The following is a 21,319-nucleotide window of genomic DNA, read 5'->3' on the forward strand; positions in this document are numbered from 1 at the left end:
CGACCTACAGCCAGCCGCTGCGCTTGAAGAGCCGGTAGAGCACGAGGCAGGCCGTCACCATCACGGCGAGCACGACGTAGTAGCCGTAGTAGACCTCGTGCCCGCTCACCCGCACGCTCGCCGTGAGCTCGGGCATCCGCTCGAAGTTCATGCCGTAGACGCCGGCGATCATCGTCGGAAGGGCGGCGATCGCGACCCACGCCGAGATGCGGCGCATGTCCTCGTTCTGCTTCATCGACACCCTGTTCTGCTCCACCCCGACCTGCGCGAGGTGGGCGCTCAGCACGTCGGTGAGGAGCCGGTCCATCGACTCGAGGCTCTCCAGCGCCTGGGTGAGGTGGTCGGACACGTCGCGGAAGAGCAGGCGCAGCTCGCCGTGGGCCACCGGCGACGACGGCGAGGTGAGGAAGCCCATCGGCCGCGCGAGCGGCAGGGCGGCCCGCTTGAACTCGAGGACCTCGCGCTTGAGGGTGTAGATCTCCTCCGAGGTCAGCCCCGAGCTCGGCTCGAAGACCGCGGTCTCGATGCCCTCGAGATCGACCTGCAGCTCGTCCTCGATGGCGAGGTACTCGTCGACGACGGTGTCGAGCACGGCGTGGAAGACGCCCCACGGTCCGTGCCGCAGCGGGGCCGGGTCCTCCTCGAGACGGTGACGCAGGTCAGCGAGCGGGCTCGCCTCGCCCCGCCGCACCGTGAGCACGAAGTCGGGCCCGACGAAGACCATGAGCTCGCCGGTCTCGACGTCGGAGGTCTCGTCGAGGTAGCGCAGCGGCTTGAGGACGGCGAACCACGTGTCGCCGTAGCGCTCGACCTTCGCGCGCTGGTCCCCGGCGACGGCGTCCTCGATCGCGAGGTGGTGCAGCTCGAGCTCGTCGCCGACGACCCGCTGGAAGGTCTGCGGGCTCGGGTCCTTCAGCCCGATCCACACGAAGTCCGCCGAGCCCTCCGGACGACCGGGCGCCTCGGCCCGCAACCGGGCGATCTCGGTGCTGATGTCCTCGCACGGGAGGCGCACCCCGTCGCGATATCGGGCCTGGTCGACGATCACCGCGTCATCATCGCGCACGTAGCCTGACGTCGTGGCCTACTGCCTGCTGCTCCGACATGCCCGATCCAGCGCCAACGCCGCCGGCCTCCTCGCCGGCTGGTCCGCGGGCGTCTCCCTCGACGACACCGGCCGGGCCCAGGCGCAGGAGGTGGTCGACCGGCTCGGCGAGCTGCCGCTCGTGCGCGTCGTCACCAGCCCCCTCGACCGCTGCCTCGAGACCGTCGAGCCCCTGCGGGCCCGCCTCGGCCTCGACCTCGACGTCGAGCCCGATATCGGCGAGGCGCACTACGGGGGGTGGACGGGGCGCCCGCTCGTCGAGCTCGCGAAGGAGCCGTTGTGGCGCACCGTGCAGAGCACGCCGAGCCAGGCCGTCTTCCCGCCCTCGGACGAGCACGCCCAGGAGTCGATCGCGACGATGGCCCAGCGCGCCGTCGCCGCCATCCGCCGGGTCGACGCGCAGGTCGAGGCGGAGCACGGGGCGCATGCGATGTGGCTCGCCGTGAGCCACGGCGACATCATCAAGTCGGTCGTCGCCGACGCCTCGGCGACACCGCTCGACGACTTCCAGCGCTTCGTCGTCGACCCCGCGTCGGTGAGCGTCCTGCGCTACACGCCCGAGCGCCCCTTCGTCCTGCGGGTCAACGACAGCGGGCCGCTGCGACCGGTGCCGCAGCCCTCGACGACCACCCCCGAGACGACCCCGTCGGGGGACGCCGTCGTCGGCGGGGGAGCGGGCTAGGGTCGGGTCATGAGCGTCATCGAGTACGACCCGCCGGAGCGATTCGTCGTCGGCACCGTCGGCCCTCCCGGGGACCGGACGTTCTACCTCCAGGCCAGCGACGACCACCGCCGTCACCAGATCGCCGTCGAGAAGGTCCACGTCGGCGTCCTCGCGGAGCGGATCGAGACCCTCCTCGACGAGGTGGGCGGGCTCGAAGGGGGAGTGGCCGCGGCCGTCGGGTCGGCCGACAACGCGCCGCTCGACACCCCGATCGCCGAGGACTTCCGCGTCCTCGCGCTCTCGCTCGCCTGGGACGAGGAGCGGCGGGTCGTCGTCATCGAGTGCCACGACCACGACCCGGACGAGCTCGCCGAGGAGGGCGGCCAGCAGGGCGAGCCGTTCGTCGGCGGCCCGAGCACCCTGCGCGTGGTCCTCCCGCCCGCGAAGGCCCGCGCCTTCGCCCGCCGGTGCGAGACCGTCGTGTCCGCCGGTCGTCCGTCGTGCCCCTTCTGCGGCGGCCCGCTCGACCCCGAGGGGCACATCTGCCCCCGCGCGAACGGCTACCGGCGCTGACCGAGCGGCTGGCCCCGCAGCCCTGCGAGATCGAGACCCACCTCGCCGAGGGCGAGCTGACGATGCTCGGCGCCCACCCCGAGGCGAGCAACCTCGCGATCGTCTGCGAGGTCGAGCACGAGGGCGGCACGCTCACCGCGATCTACAAGCCCGTGCAGGGCGAGCGGCCCCTGTGGGACTACCCCGACGGGCACCTCGCCCACCGCGAGCGGGCCGCCTACCTCGTCGCCCGGCTGGGCGGATTCGACTGCGTCCCGGCGACCGTCCTGCGGGCCGGGCCCCTCGGCGAGGGCTCCGTGCAGCGATGGGTCGGCACCCTCGACGAGCCCGCCGACAGCCCCGTCGCCGTCACCCGTCCGGGCCAGATCCCACCGGGCTACCTGCGGGTGCTCTCGGGCGAGGACGAGCGCGGCACGGGCGTCGTGCTCAGCCACCCCGACGACCCGGTCCTGAGGTCGCTGTCGGTGCTCGACGCCGTCATCAACAACAGCGACCGCAAGGGCAGCCACGTGCTCCTCGAGGGCGACGGCGTCTACGGCATCGACAACGGCGTGAGCCTGTCCGTCGAGCCCAAGCTGCGCACCGTCCTGTGGGGGTGGGCGGGGGACCCCCTCACGGACGCGGACCGGGCCCGTGTGGAGCGCCTCGTCGAGGCGATCGAAGGCTCGCCGGAGGCCGGTGAGCTCGACGACCTGCTCACCATGACCGAGGTCGACGCGCTCGTCGCGCGCTGCGAGCGGCTGCTGCGGGCGGGTCGTCATCCCCGGCCCGGGCACGGCTGGCCGAGCGTGCCGTGGCCGCCCGTCTGAGCCACCTTAGGATGGGCGCGTGAAGTCCTGGTCCGCGCCCGCCGTCCCCACTCTCCCAGGCAGCGGTCCCACCCCGCGGCTGCACGACACCCTCACGGACGCCGTGGCCGAGGTGCGTCCCGAGCAGGGCCGGCTCAGCCTCTACGTCTGCGGCGTCACCCCCTACGACACGACCCACATGGGGCACGCCGCCACCTACGTCACCTTCGACGTGCTCCACCGCGCCGCCCTCGACAGCGGGCTCGGCGTCGACTACGTGCAGAACGTCACCGACGTCGACGACCCGCTCCTCGAGCGTGCCGAGCGCGACGGCGTGGACTGGCGCGACCTCGCGACGAGCCAGATCGAGCTCTTCTCGCAGGACATGGCCGCGCTGCGCGTCATCCCGCCGAAGGCCTACGTCGGCGTCGTCGAGGCGATGCCGCGCATCGTCGCCGTCGTCGAGCGGCTCGTCGACGCCGGGGTGACCTACACCCTCACCGAGGACGCCACCGGCGCCCAGGACACCTATCTCGACGTCACCGCCGTCGGCGGTGTCGAGCAGGTGAGCCCGCTGCCCGAGGCGACGATGCTCGAGTACTCCGCCGAGCGCGGGGGAGACCCCGACCGTGCCGGCAAGCGGCACCGTCTCGACCCCATGCTGTGGCGCGGCGAGCGTGACGGCGAGCCCGCGTGGGAGAGCGCCGTCCTCGGCCGGGGACGCCCCGGCTGGCACATCGAGTGCACGGCGATCGCCCTCGACCACCTCGGCGAGACGGTCGGCGTGCAGGGCGGCGGGTCCGACCTCGAGTTCCCGCACCACCCGATGACCGCGCTCCAGGCGGTCGCCGCGACGCGGCGGTCCCCCTTCGCCGCCCACACGACCCACCAGGCGATGGTGGGTCTCGACGGCGAGAAGATGAGCAAGTCCAGGGGCAACCTCGTGCGGGTCTCCGACCTGCGCCGCGAGGGCGTCGACCCGGCGGCGATCCGGCTCGTCCTGCTCGCCCACCACTACCGCACCGAGTGGTCGTGGACCGACGACTCGCTGCGCCAGGCACAGCGCCGCCTCGACCGCTGGCGCCGCGCGACCTCGCTGCCGAGCGGCCCGGGTGTCGGCACGCTCGCCGACGAGGTGCGCACCGCTCTGGCCGACGACCTCGACACGGCGGCCGCGCTCGACGCGGTCGACCGCTGGTGCGAGCAGGCGGAGGCCGGCGAGGGCGCCGACGAGGACGCCCCCGCGCTCGTCGTCGACGTCGTCGACGCCCTGCTCGGCGTCGAGCTGTAGACCTCCTCCGACAAGACCCTGCCAGCAGCCCTTCGATGTGCCAGGACCCTGTCGAGACGGTCCTGCCACATCAAGAGGCAGCCAGCAGGGTTTCGTCAGTGGGTGGGGCGAGGAGGAGCGGGCGAAGGGGGGAGCACACAGGTCAGCGGCGGGGGCCGGCGTCGCCGAAGGCGCCCCAGCAGATCGCGTCGCGCCGCGCCTGGTCCTCGAGGACGAGGTCACGGACGGCGGCGGGCAGCTGCTCGCGCTGCCAGTCGCGCTCGCCGACCCCCGCCGACGGGTCCTGCGGGTGAGCGTGATGCGCGGCGCGGATCGCGTAGGCCGCGGCACCGAGGTCGTGCTCCGCTACGTGCGGCACGCAGGCAGCCTGCCCGGCTGCGTAGGCCGCGAGCCGGGCCGGACCGGTGAGCGGTCGTGCGGCGCCCATGGCGTGACCGCCGACGGCCCGGGCACGCATCATGGGCAGCTCGCCACCGGCCCAGGACCGGACCGCCTCGACGGCCGCCCGGGGCCGCGGGTCGCCGGGCACCTCCTCCTCGACGAGCCCGAGCACGTGCTCGGCGCACAGCGCCGCCCACAGCGCGAGCAACCGGTGGTCCGCGTCGGTGAGGGTGCCGCCGCGCCGCACCGTCACCAGACGTGGGTCGCGCACCTCCGGGAGGATCATCGCGGGCCGGGCGCCGCTCAGCCCGCAGCCGGCGGGTCGTCGCGCCGACGCCGCAGGTAGCGCTCGAACTCCTTGGCGATCGCATCTCCGCTCGCCTCGGGCAGCTGGGCGGTGTCCTGCGCCTGCTCGAGCTGCTCGACGTACTCGCGGATGTCCTCGTCGGCCTCGGCCGCCTCGTCGACGCCGCGCTCCCAGGCCCGGGCCTCCTCCTCGAGCGTGCCGTGAGGCAGGGAGACGTCGAGGAGGCGCTCGAGGGCTCGCAGCACCGCGTACGTCGCCTTTGGCGAGGGAACGTGCCCGGCGTAGTGGGGGATGCCCGCCCACAACGAGATCGAGGCCGTGTCCTCGCGCCGGGCGGCGTCGGCGACGACGCCGATGATGCCGGTGGGGCCCTCGTAGGTGCTCGCCTCGAGGTCGTAGCGGTGGATCGTGCGCTCGTCGTCGCTCGTCGCGCTCACCGGGATGGGCCGGGTGTGCGGCACGTCGGCGAGCAGCGCGCCGATGGAGACGACCGTGCGCACGCCGAGGTCGGAGGCGAGGTCGACGATCTCCTCGCAGAAGGTCCGCCAGCGGAAGGAGGGCTCGATGCCCAGGACGAGGACGACGTCGCGGTCGAGCTCGTCGGGGGAGGCGAGCAGGACCCGGGTCGTGCGCCAGTCGACGCGGCGCTGCCCCGGTCGGCCCATGACGACCGGCCGGGTGACCTGGAAGTCGTAGTAGTCCTCCGGGTCGAGGGCGGCGACCGGGTCGGCGTCCCACGCCTCGGCGAGGTGGAGGAGGGTCGAGGTCGCCGCCTCACCGGCGTCGTTCCACCCCTCGAAGGCGAGGATCATCACCGGGTCGTGCAGCTCGGGGATGTCCTGCAGCTCGATCACGTCGGCTCCTGCTCGCTCGTCCTACCGGTCACCCGCCAGCCTATGTCGCCGTGCTCGTGGTCGGACGGCGCTCGTTACAGTGTCGAGGCGTGAGCATCATCCCCGCCGCGGTCCTGTGGGACATGGACGGCACCCTCGTCGACACCGAGCCCTACTGGATCCGCGCCGAGCACGAGCTCGTCGAGCGCTTCGGCGGGCGGTGGAGCGACGAGCTGGCCCACGAGCTCGTCGGCAACCCGCTCCTCGTGAGCGCGGACTTCATCATCGAGCGCTCCCCGGTGACGCTCACCCCGCACGAGGTCGTCGACGAGCTCATGAGCTCGGTCATCGCCCAGGTGCACGACCATGTCCCGTGGCGGCCGGGCGCGCAGGAGCTGCTCGCCGAGGCCGTCGCCGCCGGGGTGCCCAACGCGCTCGTGACGATGTCGTGGCGCCCCCTCGTCACCGCGGTCCTCGACACCCTCGAGCCCGGGTGCTTCGCCGCCGTCGTCACCGGTGACGAGGTGACCCACGGCAAGCCGCACCCCGAGCCCTACGAGCGGGCCGCGGCGCTGCTCGGCGTCGACCCGGCCGATGCCGTCGCCGTCGAGGACAGCCCGACCGGGGTGCGCTCGGCGACCGCCGCCGGCGTGCCGACGATCGCGGTCCCGCACGTCGTGCCCGTCCCGCCGGTCGAGGGCTCGGTGGAGCTCGAGACGCTCGAAGGGGTGTCGCTGGCCGACCTCGTGACGCGGGCTCGGTCCCCCTTCGCCTCCGCCTAGACCGGTGCGCCCGCGGGGCGCCCGGTCCTACGATGGGGTGTGGCTGCGAACGCACCCGCGCCCCGTCAGCAGATCCGCTTCTGCCGCTCCGTCGACGGGACCCAGATCGCCTACGCCGTGCACGGGTCAGGCCCGCCGCTCGTCGTCGACTCCTGCTGGCTCAGCCACCTCCAGCACGACTGGTCCTCGCCGGTGTGGCGTCACCACCTGCTCGAGTGGGGCCGTGAGCACACGGTCGTGCGCTTCGATGAGCGCGGGCACGGGCTCTCCGACCGCGACGTCACCGACCACGGGCTCGAGGTGCGGGTCGCCGACCTCGAGGCGGTCGTCGACGACGCCGGGATGGAGCGCTTCGACCTGCTCGCCATGGCGCAGGGCGGGCCGGTCGCCATCACCTACGCCGCTCGCCACCCGCAGCGGGTCTCGCGGCTCGTCTTCTACGGCAGCTACTCGGGCCAGCAGTCGAAGGACCCGACCGAGGCGGCGATGGACGACACGCTCGACGCCCTCATCGCGGTGGGGTGGGCGCGGCCCGACTCGACCTTCCGCCGGGTCTTCACCTCGCTGATGATCCCCGGGGCGAGCGAGGAGCAGCGGGTCTGGCTCGACGAGCTGCAGCGCACCTCGACGAGCGCCGAGACCGCCCGGGAGTCGCGCCGCCAGCGCCTCGTCGCCGACGCGTCGCACCTGCTCGCGCAGCTCGACGTGCCGACCCTCGTCATCCACTCGCGGGGTGACCGGATGAACGACTTCTCCGAGGCCCGCTACCTCGCCGCCCACGTCGCCGGCGCCCGGCTGGTGGCGCTCGAGAGCGAGAACCACATCGTCCTCGAGGACGACGACGCCTGGCCGGTCTACCGGGCCGAGCTGAGCCGCTTCCTCGCCGAGCCCGTGCCGGTCCGCGGGGGCACGGCACCCGGTGGAGGCCGCTCGGAGGGGCTCGAGGACCTCTCGCCCCGCGAGCGAGAGATCCTCGCTCTCGCCGCGCAGGGCCGCGACAACGACGAGATCGCCCGCTCCCTCGTGCTGAGCACCCGCACCGTCGAGCGTCACCTGAGCAACGTCTACGCCAAGCTCGACCTGCACGGGAAGTCGGCCCGCACGGCGGCCGTCGCCCGCCTGCTCACCGCCCGCTGAGACCCCCTTCGCCGCTGCGCGCACCCCGCCACGGCAGACGGCCGAGGCCGTCCGCGTCCCCGCGGACTACGTGCACGCACCGATGCGGCGCGCCCCGTCGCGCTCCTAGCGTCGACCTGTCAGGTCGGCACGCACGAAGGAGAGCGCCATGAGCACCATCGCACCCGACGGGCCCGCACCCGTCGACCCGCCCGCCGAGGACGCGGACACCGCCCTCAAGGCACGCCACCGCGCCATGTGGGCGCTCGGCGACTACCCCGCCGTCGCGCGAGAGGTCGTCGCCCCGCTGGGGCCGGTCCTCGTCGAGGCCGCGGGGGTCCACGCCGGGCAGCGCGTCCACGACGTCGCCGCGGGTCCCGGCACCGTGGCCATCCCGGCCGCCCGCACCGGCGCCGAGGTCGTCGCAACCGATCTCACGCCGGAGCTGCTCGAGGCGGGCCGGGCGGCCGCCGAGGCCGAGGGGCTCTGCATCCGGTGGGTCGTCGCGGACGCGGAGCACCTGCCGTGCGACACCGGCGAGTTCGACGTCGCCCTGTCGTGCGTCGGCGTGATGTTCGCCCCGCACCACCAGGCGGTCGCCGACCAGCTGACGCGGGTCGTGCGGCCCGGGGGGACCATCGGGCTCCTCAGCTGGACGCCCGAGGGGTTCATCGGGCAGATGTTCGCCACGATGCGGCCCTACGCGCCCCCGCCGCCGGCCGGCTCCCAGCCGCCGCCGCTGTGGGGGCACGTCGACCACGTCCGCGACCTGCTCGGCGACCGGGCGGAGATCACCACTGCGGTCCAGCAGGACCTCGTCGTCGACCGCTTCGCCGGCCCGCAGGACTTCCTCGACCTCTTCAAGAGCAGCTACGGGCCGACCATCGCGGTCTACCGGGCGCTGGGGGAGGGGTCCGAGCGGGCCGCGGCGCTCGACGCAGAGCTGATCGGTCTCGCCGAGCGCTTCGACGTCGGCGACGGCACGACGGTGCTGCCGTGGGAGTACCTGCTCGTCACCGCGACCTGCCGCTGAGCCGGACCTAGAGGTCCACGGCGTCGAGGACGAGGTCGCCCGACCCGGCGGTGACGCCGTCACGAGGTGGCAGCGGGGGCGGCGTGCCGCCGAAGGCGGGGCACAGCGCTCGGAAGTCGCACCACGAGCACAGCCGCGACGGGCTCGGTCGCCAGTCACCGCTCTCGTGGGCGCGCTGGATCGCGGCCGAGACCGCCCGCACGTTGCGCTCGAGCGCGAGCAGGTCCGCCTCGTCGGGGGAGTAGCGGATGACCTGGGCGTCGCGCAGGTAGACGAGCTGGAGCAGGTCGGGCACCCGGCCCGTGCTGCGCCAGATGATGAGCGCGTAGAAGCGCATCTGGAAGAGCGCCCGGCCCTCGAAGCGCTCCGAGGGGGACCGCCCGGTCTTGTAGTCGACGACCCGCACCTCGCCGGTCGGTGCGACGTCGAGCCGGTCGATGATGCCGCGCAGCCGCAGCCCGTCGACCTCCACCTCGACCTGGCTCTCGCGCTCGTGCGGCTCCAGCCGGGTCGGGTCCTCGAGGGTGAACCACCGGTGGACGAGCGCCTCCGCCTGGGCGTACCAGGCCTGCTCGTCGGGCCCGTCGTCGGTGCCCACGAGCGTCGCGAGCTCAGGACGCTCGGCGAGCATCGCCGCCCAGCGGCCGGGCACGAGGGCCACGGCGGCGTCCGGGGTGCGCTCGGGCGCGGGCAGGTCGAAGAGCGCCTCGAGCACCGCGTGCACGAGCGTGCCCCGGGCCGCCGCGGCCGACGGTGCCTCGTCGAGCCGGTCGACGGCCCGGTAGCGGTACCTCAGCGGGCACGCCTTGAAGTCCGCCGCCCGCGACGGCGAGAGCGAGGGCAGATCGGTCGCGATCGTCGATCAGTCCTCGGGGTGGTAGCCGAGGTTCGGCGAGAGCCAGGTCTCGGCCTCCTTGAGCGTCCACCCCTTGCGCTGCGCGTAGTCCTCGACCTGGTCGCGGCCGATCCGGCCGACGACGAAGTACTGGCTGTCGGGGTGCCCGAGGTACCAGCCGGAGACGGAGGCCCCGGGCCACATCGCCATGCGGTCGGTGAGCTCGATGCCGATCTCGTCGACGTCGAGCATCTCCCACAGCGTCGCCTTCTCGGTGTGCTCGGGGCACGCGGGGTAGCCGGGAGCCGGACGGATGCCGTCGTACTGCTCCTTGATGAGCTGGCGGTTGTCGAGCTGCTCGTCGGGGGAGTAGCCCCACAGCTCGCGACGCACGCGCTCGTGGAGCATCTCGGCCAGGCCCTCGGCGAGGCGGTCGGCGAGCGACTCGAGGAGGATCGCCGAGTAGTCGTCGAGCTCGGCCTTGAGGCGGGCCACGTGCTCCGCCGAGCCCAGGCCGCCGGTCACGGCGAAGGCGCCGACGTGGTCGGGCAGCCCGCTCTCCTTGGGCGCGACGAAGTCGGCCAGGCTGCGGTTGGGGACGCCCTCGCGGTGCTGGCCCTGCTGGCGCAGCATGTGCAGCCGGTGGGCCACCTCCGTGCGCGACTCGTCCGTGTAGACCTCGACCGAGTCGCCGACGGCGTTGGCCGGGAAGAGCCCGACGACGGCGTTCGCGGTGAGCCAGCGCTCGTCGATGACGCGGCGCAGCATGTCCTGCGCGTCCTCGAAGAGCTTGCGGGCCGCCGGGCCGGTCGACGGGGCGTTGAGGATGTCGGGGAAGGAGCCCTTCATCTCCCAGGCGTTGAAGAAGGGCTGCCAGTCGACGTACGGCACGATGTCGGCGAGCGGCACGTCGCGCAGCACGGTGCGCCCGGGCACCTTGGGCGCCGGCGGGACCGAGCCCTCGTCCCACTGCATCGGCGTCGCCCGCTCGCGGGCCTGCTCGAGGGACAGCAGCGGGCGGTCGTTCTGCTTCGCCGCGTGCCGCGCCCGGATCGAGTCGAAGTCGGCCTTGACCTCGCCCATGAGGCGCTCGCGGCCCTCGTCGGACAGCAGGGCGGAGACGACCGGCACCGAGCGCGAGGCGTCCTTGACCCAGATGACGGGGCCGTCGTAGCGCTGGTCGACCTTGACCGCCGTGTGGGCGCGCGAGGTCGTCGCGCCACCGAGCATGAGCGGGATGCTCAGCCCCTGACGCTGCATCTCCTCGGCGACGCCGACCATCTCGTCCAGGCTCGGCGTGATGAGCCCGGACAGGCCGATGATGTCGGCCTTCTCCTCGCGGGCGGCGTCGAGGATCTTCTGCGTCTGGACCATGACGCCGAGGTCGACGACGTCGTAGTTGTTGCACTGGAGGACGACGCCGACGATGTTCTTGCCGATGTCGTGCACGTCGCCGCGCACCGTGGCCATGACGACCTTGCCCTTGCTGCGCTCGGGGGCGTCCGGGTCCTTCTCGGCCTCGATGTAGGGGATGAGGTAGGCGACGGCCTTCTTCATGACGCGGGCCGACTTCACGACCTGGGGCAAGAACATCTTGCCGCTGCCGAAGAGGTCGCCGACGACGTTCATCCCGTCCATGAGCGGGCCCTCGATGACCTCGATCGGCTTGCCGCCGCGCTCGGAGATCTCGCGCCGCAGCTCCTCGGTGTCGCTCTCGGCGTAGTCGTCGATGCCCTTGACGAGCGCGTGGGTGATCCGCTCGGAGACCGGCAGGGAGCGCCACTCGTCGAGCTGCTTGGCCTCGATCTCGCCGCTGCCGCGGTGGGCCTCGGCGATCTCGAGCAGCCGCTCGGTCGCGTCCTCGCGACGGTTGAGCACGACGTCCTCGATCCGCTCGCGCAGCTCGGCGTCGAGGGTGTCGTAGGGCACGAGCGCGCCGGCGTTCACGATGCCCATGTCCATGCCCGCGGCGATCGCGTGGTAGAGGAAGACGGCGTGGATCGCCTCGCGCACGGGGTTGTTGCCGCGGAAGCTGAAGGAGACGTTGGAGACGCCGCCGGACACGAGCGCGTGGGGGAGGTTCTCCTTGATCCAGCGCGTCGCCTCGATGAAGTCGGTCCCGTAGGCCGCGTGCTCCTCGATGCCCGTCGCCACGGCGAAGATGTTGGGGTCGAAGACGACGTCCTCGGCCGGGAAGCCGACCTCCTGGGTGAGGATCGTGTACGCGCGCTGCGCGATCTCGAGACGGCGCTCGTAGGTGTCGGCCTGGCCGTCCTCGTCGAAGCCCATGACGACGATCGCCGCGCCGTACTTGCGGCACAGGCGAGCGTGCTCGACGAAGGGCTCCACCCCCTCCTTCATGGAGATCGAGTTGACGATGCACTTGCCCTGGGCGCGCTGCAGCCCGGCCTCGATGACCTCCCACTTCGAGGAGTCGATCATCAGGGGGACGCGGCAGATGTCGGGCTCGGAGCCGACGAGGTTGACGAAGGTCGACATGGCGGCGACGCCGTCGAGCATGCCCTCGTCCATGTTGATGTCGATGACCTGGGCGCCGGACTCAACCTGCTGGCGGGCGACGGACAGCGCGGCCGGGTAGTCCTCGGCCTGGATGAGCTTGCGGAAGCGGGCCGAGCCGGTGACGTTGGTGCGCTCGCCGACGTTGACGAAGAGCGAGTCACCGGTGATGGTGAAGGGCTCCAGCCCCGACAGGCGCATCGCCGGCTCGACGGTCGGGGGCACCCGCGGCGGCACGCCCTCGACCCGTCGCCCGAGCTCGGCGATGTGCTCGGGCGTCGTGCCGCAGCAGCCGCCGATGATGTTGACGAGGCCGTCGCGCACGAAGCCGTCGATGATCTCGGCCATCTGCTCGGCCGTCTCGTCGTACTCGCCGAAGGCGTTGGGCAGACCGGCGTTGGGGTAGATCGACACGAAGCAGTCGGCGACCCGGGAGATCTCGGCGACGTAGGGACGCATCTCCGCCGCGCCGAGCGCGCAGTTGAGCCCGACGGCCAGCGGCTGGGCGTGCCGGACGCTGTTCCAGAAGGCCTCGGTCGTCTGCCCGGTGAGGGTGCGGCCCGAGGCGTCGGTGATCGTGCCGGAGATGATGACCGGCCAGCGCCGGCCCTGCTCGTCGAAGAGGGTCTCGAGGGCGAAGATCGCCGCCTTGGCGTTGAGGGTGTCGAAGATCGTCTCGACGAGCAGGATGTCGCTGCCGCCGTCGACGAGGCCGCGGGCCTGCTCGAGGTAGGCCTCGACGAGCTCGACGAAGGTGATGTTGCGCGCCGCCGGGTCGTTGACGTCCGGCGAGATCGACGCGGTGCGGTTCGTCGGGCCGAGGGCGCCGGCGACGTAACGCGGGCGCTCGGGGGTCTCGACCGCGTCGCACGCCGCGCGCGCCAGCCGGGCCGCCTCGTAGTTGATCTCGTAGGACAGCTCCTCCATGCCGTAGTCGGCCATGGAGATGCGCTGCGCGCTGAAGGTGTTGGTCTCGATGATGTCCGCGCCGGCGGCGAGGTAGTCGTCGTGGATCGAGCGGATGACGTCGGGCGCGGTGATCGAGAGCAGGTCGTTGTTGCCCTTGAGCTCGCGCTCCCAGTCCGCGAAGCGCTCGCCGCGGAAGTCCGCCTCGCTCAGGCCCCGGCGTTGGATGAAGACACCCATCGAGCCGTCCAGCAGCAGGACGCGCTCGCTCATGAGAGCGGCGAGCGCGTCGGAGGCATCAGGGCGGTGGGCGGGGGAGGTCACGTCTGGGGGAGTCCTGTCGGCAGGGCCATCGGGGGAGGTGCTCATTATCGCCTAGGGTGCCTCGCATGGCCGCATCCCCTGATCGACCGTCCGGCCTTCGAGTCGCGTCGGTCGGCGGCGTGCCGGTCTACGTCGGCTCGTCGTGGCTGATCCTCGCCGTCGTCGTCATCGCCCTCGTCGGTCCGGGCATCGCCGCGGACCGCCCCGACCTCGGGGCCCTCGCCTACGGCGTCGGCGCCCTCTACGCCGTCGGCCTGCTCGTCGCCGTCCTCGTCCACGAGGCCGCCCACGCGGTCGTCGCCCGCGGCGTCGGGCACCGCGTCCACGCCGTCGTCGCCGACATCTGGGGCGGGCACACGACGTACGACCCCTCCCGGGGCACCCCCGGGAGCGCGGCCGCCATCGCCGGCGTCGGGCCGCTGAGCAACCTCGTCCTCGGTCTGCTCGCCTGGGGGGTCCACCCCTTCGCGCCCGAAGGGGTGCCCTCGGGCCTGCTCGGGGCGTTCGCCTTCGTCAACGTCCTCCTCGCCGCCTTCAACCTCCTGCCCGGTCTGCCGCTCGACGGCGGGCAGCTCGTCGAGGCCGCCGTGTGGCGGCTCACCGGCAGCCGTCCGCGCGGCCGGGTCGTCGCCGGCTGGTGCGGGCGCGCCGTCGTCGTCGTGGTCGTCGTGTGGGCGATCGGCCTGCCGCTGCTCTCCGGGGCCAGGCCCGACCTCTTCCGCGTCGTGTGGACCGTGCTCATCTGCGCCTTCCTCTGGCAGGGCGCGACGGCCGCCATCGCCGCCGGTCAGTCCCTCGGCGTGCTCGCCCGCCTCGACCCGGCCCGCGTCATCCGCCCCGCCCGGGCGGTCTCGGAGCGCGCCGTCCTCGCCGACGTCGACCCGCAGGCCGCCCACGGCGTGCCCGTCGTCGTCGACGCCCTCGGTCGTCCGCTCGCCCTGCTCTCGGCCGCCGCGATGGACGGCGTGCCCGCCGACCTGCGCGAGCGCACCCCCGTCTCCGCCGTCATGGCGCGTCAGCCCTCCGAGTGGGTCGTCCCGCTCGAGGGCGACCCCGAGGAGGACCTCATCGCTCTCGTGCGGACCTTCCAGGACACCCGGGCCAGCCATCTCGCGGTGACGCGGGGCGGGGTGCTCGCCGGCGTCGTGTCCGTCCACGAGCTCGGCGCGGCGCTCGACGAGGTCCAGGGACGACCGCCCCGCCCGTGACGCCGTCCGGAGCACCGCCCACGGGTCCGTAGACTCGCGGGCTATGACTGCCACCGGATCCCAGTACCGCCGCGGCCCCTTCCGTGAGGGCGACCGCGTCCAGCTGACGGACCCGAAGGGGCGGATGCACACGATCACCCTCACCCCGGGCAAGCAGTTCCACACCCACCGCGGCCACGTGAAGCACGACGACCTCATCGGCTCGCCCGACGGCTCGACGATCACCAACACCGCCGGCACTGAGTACCTCGCCCTGCGCCCGCTGCTGTCGGACTACGTCATGTCGATGCCGCGCGGCGCGGCCGTCGTCTACCCCAAGGACGCCGGTCAGATCGTCACCATGGCCGACGTCTTCCCCGGTGCGACCGTCGTCGAGGCCGGTGTCGGGTCGGGCGCGCTGTCGATGTCGCTGCTGCGCGCGGTCGGCGAGAGCGGGCGGGTGCTGTCCTTCGAGCGCCGCGCCGACTTCGCCGACATCGCGGTCGCGAACGCCCGGGCCTTCTTCGGCGAGGACCACCCCGCGTGGACCGTCACCGTCGGCGACCTCGTCGAGTCCCTGCCCGGCGCCGTCGAGCCCGGCACCGTCGACCGCGTCGTGCTCGACATGCTCGCCCCGTGGGAGTGCCTCGAGGTCGTCGCCGACGCGCTCGCGCCCGGCGGCGTGCTCATCTGCTACGTCGCGACCGCCACCCAGCTGAGCAAGGTCGCCGAGGCGATGCGCGACTTCGGGACCTTCACCGAGCCCGAGGCGTGGGAGTCCCTCGTGCGCGGCTGGCACCTCGAGGGCCTCGCGGTGCGTCCCCAGCACCGCATGCACGGTCACACCGGCTTCCTCATCACCACCCGGCGCCTCGCGCCGGGCACCACCCCGCCCCTGCGCAAGCGCCGCCCCGGCCGCGGCTACGTGCCGGCCGAGGAGGACCAGGACGGCGCTCCCACGGGGGCCATGCTCGACGCGACGAGCCACCTCGGACCCGAGGGCCAGGACTGGAGCAGCGAGGCGCTCGGCGAGCGGGTCGCGTCGGAGAAGAAGATGCGCAAGCTCGTCCGGGGTGTGGTGCCCCCGACGCCGCGCTGACGTCGTGAGCGAGGATGGGGCTGACGCGACCTAGGAGGACGACCCGATGAGCACCGGAGCCACCGGCGCGGTCCCGCAGGGGCCGAGCCCCGCGGAGCAGCTGCGCACCACCCAGCGCGAGCTGAGCACGAAGACCTCGCAGCTGAGCACGCTGTCCTCGCAGAACGAGCGCCTCGTGCGCACGCTCAAGGACGCCCGGGAGCAGATCGTCACCCTGCGCGCCGAGATCGACCGCCTGGCCCAGCCGCCGTCGGCCTACGCGCAGCTCGTCGGGGTCCATGACGACGGCACCGTCGACGTCCTGAGCAACGGGCGCAAGATGCACGTCGCCGTCTCGCCGACGATCGAGGCCGACGCGCTCGAGGTCGGGCGCCAGGTGCTGCTCAACGAGGCGATGAACGTCGTGTCGGTCCACGACCCCGACGTCGCCGGCGACGTCGTGCTCGTCAAGGAGCTGCTCGACGACGGCCGTCTGCTCGTCCTCGCCCGCCAGGACGAAGAGCGCGTCGTGCGCCAGGGCGCGGCCCTGCGCCGCGAGCGCGTCCGCGTCGGCGACGCCGTGCTCCTCGAGGCCCGCAGCAACATCGCCCTCGAGCTCATCCCCAAGGCCGAGGTCGCCGACCTCGTGCTCGAGGAGGTGCCCGACCTCTCCTACGAGGACATCGGTGGCCTGTCCGGCCAGATCGAGACGATCCGCGACTCCGTCGAGCTGCCCTACCTGCACGCCGAGCTCTACGAGCGCCACCAGCTCAAGCCCCCGAAGGGCGTCCTGCTCTACGGCCCGCCCGGGTGCGGCAAGACGATGATCGCCAAGGCCGTCGCCTCCTCGCTGGCCCGCAAGGTCGCCGAGCGCGACGGGCGCGACGCGGCGACGGCGACGAACGCCTACTTCCTCAACATCAAGGGCCCGGAGCTGCTCAACAAGTACGTCGGCGAGACCGAGCGGCACATCCGCCTCATCTTCCACCGGGCCCGTGAGAAGAGCAGCGACGGCACCCCCGTCGTCGTCTTCTTCGACGAGATGGACAGCCTCTTCCGCACCCGGGGCTCGGGCGTGTCCTCCGACGTCGAGACGACGATCGTCCCGCAGCTGCTCGCCGAGATCGACGGCGTCGAGGGCCTCGAGAACGTCATCGTCATCGGTGCGACGAACCGCGAGGACATGATCGACCCCGCGATCCTGCGACCTGGTCGCCTCGACGTGAAGATCAAGATCGAGCGCCCGGACGCCCAGGCCGCGCGAGAGATCTTCGCGAAGTACCTCACCGCCGACCTGCCGCTGCACCCGCACGACCTCGGCGACCACGACGGCTCGCACGAGCGCACGGTCGTCGCGATGATCGACGCCGTCGTCGAGCGGATGTACGCCCAGATCCCCGAGAACCAGTTCCTCGAGGTCACCTACGCCGGCGGCGACAAGGAGGTCCTGTACTTCAAGGACTTCAGCTCCGGCGCGATGATCCAGAACGTCGTCGACCGCGCGAAGAAGCTCGCGATCAAGGAGTACCTCACCTCCGGCGTCGAGGGCCTGCGCGAGGAGCACCTCCTCGCCAGCTGCCTGGCCGAGCTGCGCGAGAACGAGGACCTGCCGAACACGACGAACCCGGACGACTGGGCTCGGGTCTCGGGCAAGAAGGGGGAGCGGATCGTCTACATCCGCACCCTCGTCGGCACCGCCTCGGGCACGAGCGCCGGCAAGTCCATCGACCTCGGCTGAGCGGATCCCTGCCGAGCAGCTGGCAGATGCTCGGGTTGCAACCAAGGCGGATGCCGACATCTCGGGCAGATCATCCGAGAAGTTGGCAGGTGCTCGGGTTGCAACCAGGGCGGTTGCAACCAGGGCGGATGCCGACATCTCGGGTGCGGCGGGCTCGCCGAGGCCGGCTACTCGCCGGCGTCCGGGCGGTCCGCCTCGGCGTCGGGACGGCGGCCGTAGCGGGCGCGCTCCTGCGGGGGGACGACCCCGCGTCCCGGTGTGGTGATGTCCTGATCGCCGAGCTCGCGCTGCCCGAGGGGGTCGGGGGTGGGCTCGCCGACCACGACGCCCCGGTGCGGTGCCGGTGCCGCCGGGGCCGCCGTGCGCCGTCGCCCGAGCAGGGTCGCGGCGGCCCGCCAGCCGAGCAGCCCGAGGGCGAGCGAGAGCGTCGCGACGACGACGAAGGGGAGCGCGGTGCCCTGACCGGACATGTCGCGCAGCGCCATCCCGCCGAAGACCGTCGCGACCCAGACCGGCAGACCGGTGGCGAGGGTGACGGGGGCCCGGCCCAGGCCGGCGACGACGCCCACCCAGCCCAGGACGAGACCGCCGAGGAAGGGCCAGGCCGTCTCGAGCCACCCGGCGAGGGTCACCCCTTCGGCATGGCTGCGCCGACCGACGACGACGAAGACCGCGACGACGAGGACGTCGAGCGCGAGCGCGGTCGCGGCGGAGCGCGCGGTGTCGCGCTCAGGCACGGTCGAAGAGGGAGGGCTGGGGCGGGGCGTGCGTCGGGTCGACGCCGTCGAAGAGGCTCGAGACCGACTCCCCGGCGTGGATGCGCGAGATCGCCTGGGCGAAGAGGCCGCTCACCGAGCGCACCTGGAGCTGCGGCCAGCCGTCCGGCGCCGGCACCGTGTCGGTCGTCACGACCTCGTCGACCATCGGGTGCTCACGCAGCCGCTCGACCGCACGGCCGGCGAAGAGCCCGTGCGTGCACGCGACGGAGGCGCCCGTGCAGCCGAGCTCCTCGAGCTTGGCGAGCAGCTCGACGATCGAGCCGCCGGTGGCGATCTCGTCGTCGAGGACGACGGCGTGCCGGCCCCGCACGTCGCCGACGACCGACTCGACGACGACCGTGTCGTCGGACGTGCGCTGCTTGCTGCCGGCGGCGACCGGCAGGCCGAGGAGACGGGCGAACTGCGTCGCCTCCTTGGCGTTGCCGAGGTCGGGCGAGACGACGACGGCGTCGTCGAGGTCACGCCCGCGGAAGTGCTCGGCGAGCACCCCGAGCGCGGTGAGGTGGTCGACCGGCACCGAGAAGAAGCCGTGGACCTGGGGTGCGTGCAGCGCCATCGTGATGACGCGGTCGGCCCCGGCGGCGGTGATCATGTCGGCGACGAGCCGCCCGCCGATCGAGATGCGCGAGGCGTCCTTCTTGTCCGAGCGCGCGTACGCGTAGTGCGGCACGACGGCGGTCACCCGCGCGGCCGAGGCGCCCCGGGCGGCGTCGAGCATGAGGAGCAGCTCCATGAGGTGGTCCTGCGTCGGCGCGACGAGCGGCTGGACGACGTAGACGTCGCGCTGGCGGCAGTTCGCCAGCAGCTGGGTCTGGAGGCAGTCGTTGCTGAAGCGGGTCGTACGGCTGGGCGAGAGCGGCACGCCGAGCTGGTCGCAGATCCGCTCGGCGAGCTCTCGGTGGGCGCTGCCGGAGAAGACGACGATCTCTCTCACTGCGCGTGCTCCTGGTCCTCGGCGTCGCCGACGGCGAGCGGGCGCTGCGAGCCTACCGACGCGTGCAGGTGGTGCGCGATCTCGCCCACGAGCTCGGCGTGCGCGGCGTCGGCCCCCGGGCAGGCGCCGGGCATCGAGGCGAAGCCGTGCGGCAGCCGGCTGTAGGTCGTGCACCGCACCGGCACACCGGCCTCGGCGAGGTGCTCCGCGTACCGCGTCGCGTCGTCGCGAAGGGGGTCGAGCTCGCCGGCCTGCACGAGCGCCGGGGCGACCCCGGTCGCGTCGCCGGCCAGGGGAGAGGCGAGCGGGTCGCGGTGGCGCGGGTCGGCCCGGTGGTCCTCGCGCACGCCGAGGGTGCCGTCGAGGTAGAGGGCGCGGAAGGCCGTGATGCCCGCGCGGGTGAGGACCGGGCCGTCGGCGTGCTCGTCGATGGACGGCGAGCTCATCGTGAGGTCGGTCGCCGGGTAGATCAGGGCCTGGTGGCGCAGGACGGGCTCGCCGTCGGGACCGCGCAGGTCGCGCAGCTGCTGGGCGACGACGGCGCCGAGGTTGCCGCCCGCGCTGTCGCCCGCGAGACCGACCCTCGTGAGGTCTGCGTCGGCGAGCACCGGCAGGCTCGCCCCGTGCTCGACGAGCCAGGAGACGACGTCGACGGCGTCGTGGGCGGCGGTGGGGAAGAGGTGCTCCGGGGCCATCCGGTAGTCGACGCTGACGACGACCGCCCCGACCTGCTCGGCCAGGCGCGAGCACAACGGGTCGTACATCGCGGTCGAGCCCTGCACCCACCCGCCACCGTGGAAGAAGACGAGGAGGGGCAGTGGGCCCGGCATCGCGGGCAGGTAGCAGCGAAGGGGGATGCGCGCCCCGTCGCGCACGGGGGCGCTCGCCGTCTCGACCCGCACCCCGCGGCCGACGGGCCCGGTGATCCACGTGAAGGGGGCCCGGGTCGGGTAGACGGTCTCGCGCTTGGCCCGGATGTCGTCGAGGTCGGAGTCCTCCACCGGGCGGCGCCCCAGCCGCTCGAGGAGGTCGGTCACCACCCGGGTGCGCAGCGCCGGTCGTGGGGCACGAGCCGGGCGGGGACGGGCCAGGTGGGGACGCGCGGTCATGCGGGCTCCTTCGTCGGGCGCAGGTGGTGGGCCATCTCGGCGGCGAGCTCCTCGAGGGCGGGGTGCCCGGCGGCCGTGAGCCCGGGCAGGGAGAGGAAGCCGTGGGGCGAGCCGCGGTAGCGGGTGTGCCGCACGGGCACGCCCGCGTCGCGCAGGGCCTGGGCGAAGGCCTCGCCGTCGAGACGGAGGGGGTCGAGCTCGGCGGTCTGCACGAGGGTGGGGGGCAGCCCGGCGAGCTCGCCGCGGGCGGGGGAGACGATCGGGTCGCTGCCGTCGAGGTCGCCGAGGTAGAGGCTGCGGAAGGCGCGCAGCATGTCGGGGGTGATGACGGGGAAGCCGTGCGGCGGCACCTCGACGTCCTCCTGCTCGAGGACGAGGTCGACCTCGCGCTCGGTGAGGTCGGGCGCGGGGTAGGTGAGGGCGAGGTGGCGCAGGGCGCTCACGCCGTCGGCGACGAGCCCCTGGGCCACCGCCGCGGCGAGGTTGCCGCCCGCGCTGTCGCCGGTGAGGGCCAGCCGGTCGGGGTCGGCGCCCAGCTCGGCGGCGTGCGCGAGGACCCACCGGGTGACGTCGGCGCAGTCGTGCACGGCGGTCGGCGCGCGGTGCTCGGGCGCCATGCGGTAGCCCACCGAGACGACGACGGCGCCGGCGACCTGGGCGACGCGCGTGCACACGGGGTCGAAGGCGGTGGGGTGACCCATCGCGAAGCCGCCGCCGTGGAAGTGCATGACGACCGGCAGCGCCCCCTCGACGTAGTCCGGCCGGTGCACCCGGACCCGCACGCGGGCCCCGTCGCGCACCGGGACCTCGCGGACCGTCGTCGTCACCCCCTTCGTCGGGGTGCCGATCGCCCACGTCAGGGGCCGGTGCAGGGGCACCCGTCGACGGGTGCGGGCCAGCCGGGCCGGGCTGATCGTGTCGACCGGGCCGCTCGTCGCGCGCAGCAGGGCGGCCAGCGCCCTCGTCCGCAGCGGCATCCAGGCAGAGGGCGTCGCAGAGGGCATGCGGCCATTGAACCGCGCCCTCCTACGCTGGGGGA

At 73.2% G+C, this 21,319-nt stretch carries 19 protein-coding genes; 10 read left to right on the plus strand and 9 right to left on the minus strand.

Annotated elements, in window-relative coordinates:
* Positions 1-4: 4 nt before the first annotated feature.
* Positions 5-1,048, minus strand: a complete 1,044-nt coding sequence (locus tag L6241_RS00975) for a magnesium and cobalt transport protein CorA (protein ID WP_191564737.1) — start codon at positions 1,046-1,048, stop codon at positions 5-7.
* A gap of 31 nt (positions 1,049-1,079) precedes the next feature.
* Between L6241_RS00975 and L6241_RS00980 the strand changes: the two genes are divergently transcribed.
* Genes L6241_RS00980 through mshC form a run of 4 tightly spaced genes read left to right on the plus strand, consistent with a single transcriptional unit; the run spans position 1,080 to position 4,421 of the window.
* Positions 1,080-1,787, plus strand: coding sequence for an MSMEG_4193 family putative phosphomutase (locus L6241_RS00980; protein ID WP_368244406.1), 708 nt, complete (start codon positions 1,080-1,082; stop codon positions 1,785-1,787).
* A 9-nt stretch (positions 1,788-1,796) separates the two neighbouring features.
* Complete coding sequence (locus L6241_RS00985; RefSeq protein WP_368244407.1) at positions 1,797-2,342, plus strand: DUF3090 domain-containing protein; 546 nt, start codon at positions 1,797-1,799, stop codon at positions 2,340-2,342.
* A 29-nt stretch (positions 2,343-2,371) separates the two neighbouring features.
* Positions 2,372-3,151, plus strand: a complete 780-nt coding sequence (locus L6241_RS00990; RefSeq protein ID WP_368245124.1) for an SCO1664 family protein — start codon at positions 2,372-2,374, stop codon at positions 3,149-3,151.
* A 19-nt stretch (positions 3,152-3,170) separates the two neighbouring features.
* A complete protein-coding gene (gene mshC, locus L6241_RS00995; protein ID WP_368244408.1) occupies positions 3,171-4,421 on the plus strand; it encodes a cysteine--1-D-myo-inosityl 2-amino-2-deoxy-alpha-D-glucopyranoside ligase in 1,251 nt (416 codons plus the stop codon).
* A gap of 142 nt (positions 4,422-4,563) precedes the next feature.
* Here the strand turns inward: mshC and L6241_RS01000 are convergent, their stop codons facing one another.
* Both L6241_RS01000 and L6241_RS01005 read right to left on the minus strand, forming a co-directional pair.
* Positions 4,564-5,088 (minus strand): putative immunity protein, encoded by a 525-nt coding sequence (locus L6241_RS01000; RefSeq protein WP_368244409.1) that lies wholly within the window; start codon positions 5,086-5,088, stop codon positions 4,564-4,566.
* 17 nt (positions 5,089-5,105) lie between these two features.
* Positions 5,106-5,963 (minus strand): PAC2 family protein, encoded by an 858-nt coding sequence (locus L6241_RS01005; protein ID WP_368244410.1) that lies wholly within the window; start codon positions 5,961-5,963, stop codon positions 5,106-5,108.
* Positions 5,964-6,052: 89 nt separating this feature from the next.
* On the opposite strand from L6241_RS01005, the gene L6241_RS01010 reads away from it, so the two are divergent.
* The 3 genes from L6241_RS01010 (at position 6,053) to L6241_RS01020 (ending at position 8,873) form a co-directional block, all read left to right on the plus strand.
* Entirely contained in the window at positions 6,053-6,724 is a 672-nt protein-coding gene (locus L6241_RS01010) for an HAD family hydrolase (RefSeq protein ID WP_368244411.1), read from the plus strand.
* 39 nt (positions 6,725-6,763) lie between these two features.
* On the plus strand, positions 6,764-7,861 hold the full coding sequence (locus tag L6241_RS01015; protein ID WP_368244412.1) for an alpha/beta fold hydrolase: 1,098 nt from the start codon (positions 6,764-6,766) through the stop codon (positions 7,859-7,861).
* 148 nt (positions 7,862-8,009) lie between these two features.
* The gene (locus L6241_RS01020) at positions 8,010-8,873 is read left to right on the plus strand and encodes a class I SAM-dependent methyltransferase (RefSeq protein ID WP_368244413.1); all 864 of its coding nucleotides are present in this window, start codon (positions 8,010-8,012) and stop codon (positions 8,871-8,873) included.
* 7 nt (positions 8,874-8,880) lie between these two features.
* On the opposite strand, the gene L6241_RS01025 is transcribed toward L6241_RS01020, so the two are convergent.
* Both L6241_RS01025 and metH read right to left on the minus strand, forming a co-directional pair.
* Positions 8,881-9,717, minus strand: coding sequence for a RecB family exonuclease (locus L6241_RS01025; RefSeq protein ID WP_368245125.1), 837 nt, complete (start codon positions 9,715-9,717; stop codon positions 8,881-8,883).
* A gap of 18 nt (positions 9,718-9,735) precedes the next feature.
* Positions 9,736-13,404, minus strand: coding sequence for a methionine synthase (gene metH, locus L6241_RS01030; protein WP_368245126.1), 3,669 nt, complete (start codon positions 13,402-13,404; stop codon positions 9,736-9,738).
* Positions 13,405-13,520: 116 nt separating this feature from the next.
* Here metH and L6241_RS01035 point away from each other — a divergent pair, with 116 nt between their 5' ends.
* Genes L6241_RS01035 through arc form a run of 3 tightly spaced genes read left to right on the plus strand, consistent with a single transcriptional unit; the run spans position 13,521 to position 17,458 of the window.
* Complete coding sequence (locus L6241_RS01035) at positions 13,521-14,663, plus strand: site-2 protease family protein (RefSeq protein ID WP_368244414.1); 1,143 nt, start codon at positions 13,521-13,523, stop codon at positions 14,661-14,663.
* 43 nt (positions 14,664-14,706) lie between these two features.
* The gene (locus L6241_RS01040) at positions 14,707-15,741 is read left to right on the plus strand and encodes a tRNA (adenine-N1)-methyltransferase (RefSeq protein WP_123091759.1); all 1,035 of its coding nucleotides are present in this window, start codon (positions 14,707-14,709) and stop codon (positions 15,739-15,741) included.
* 46 nt (positions 15,742-15,787) lie between these two features.
* Entirely contained in the window at positions 15,788-17,458 is a 1,671-nt protein-coding gene (gene arc / locus L6241_RS01045) for a proteasome ATPase (RefSeq protein ID WP_368244415.1), read from the plus strand.
* 167 nt (positions 17,459-17,625) lie between these two features.
* Here arc and L6241_RS01050 read toward each other — a convergent pair whose 3' ends face one another.
* From L6241_RS01050 to L6241_RS01065, 4 genes are read right to left on the minus strand one after another with little or no spacing between them, the layout of a single operon-like run.
* Entirely contained in the window at positions 17,626-18,195 is a 570-nt protein-coding gene (locus L6241_RS01050) for a DUF3054 domain-containing protein (protein WP_368244416.1), read from the minus strand.
* On the minus strand, positions 18,188-19,171 hold the full coding sequence (locus tag L6241_RS01055) for a ribose-phosphate diphosphokinase (RefSeq protein ID WP_191680560.1): 984 nt from the start codon (positions 19,169-19,171) through the stop codon (positions 18,188-18,190). The genes L6241_RS01050 and L6241_RS01055 overlap by 8 nt, the downstream gene beginning before the upstream one ends.
* Positions 19,168-20,280 carry an alpha/beta hydrolase gene (locus tag L6241_RS01060; RefSeq protein WP_368244417.1) on the minus strand — a complete coding sequence of 371 codons (1,113 nt, stop codon included), beginning with the start codon at positions 20,278-20,280 and terminating at the stop codon, positions 19,168-19,170. Before L6241_RS01060 ends, L6241_RS01055 begins: the two co-directional genes overlap by 4 nt.
* Positions 20,277-21,284, minus strand: coding sequence for an alpha/beta hydrolase (locus L6241_RS01065; RefSeq protein ID WP_083968853.1), 1,008 nt, complete (start codon positions 21,282-21,284; stop codon positions 20,277-20,279). The genes L6241_RS01060 and L6241_RS01065 overlap by 4 nt, the downstream gene beginning before the upstream one ends.
* Positions 21,285-21,319: the final 35 nt, after the last annotated feature.

The sequence above is a fragment of the Janibacter sp. Y6 genome (genome assembly GCF_040900765.1).
Lineage (GTDB): Bacteria > Actinomycetota > Actinomycetes > Actinomycetales > Dermatophilaceae > Marihabitans > Marihabitans melonis.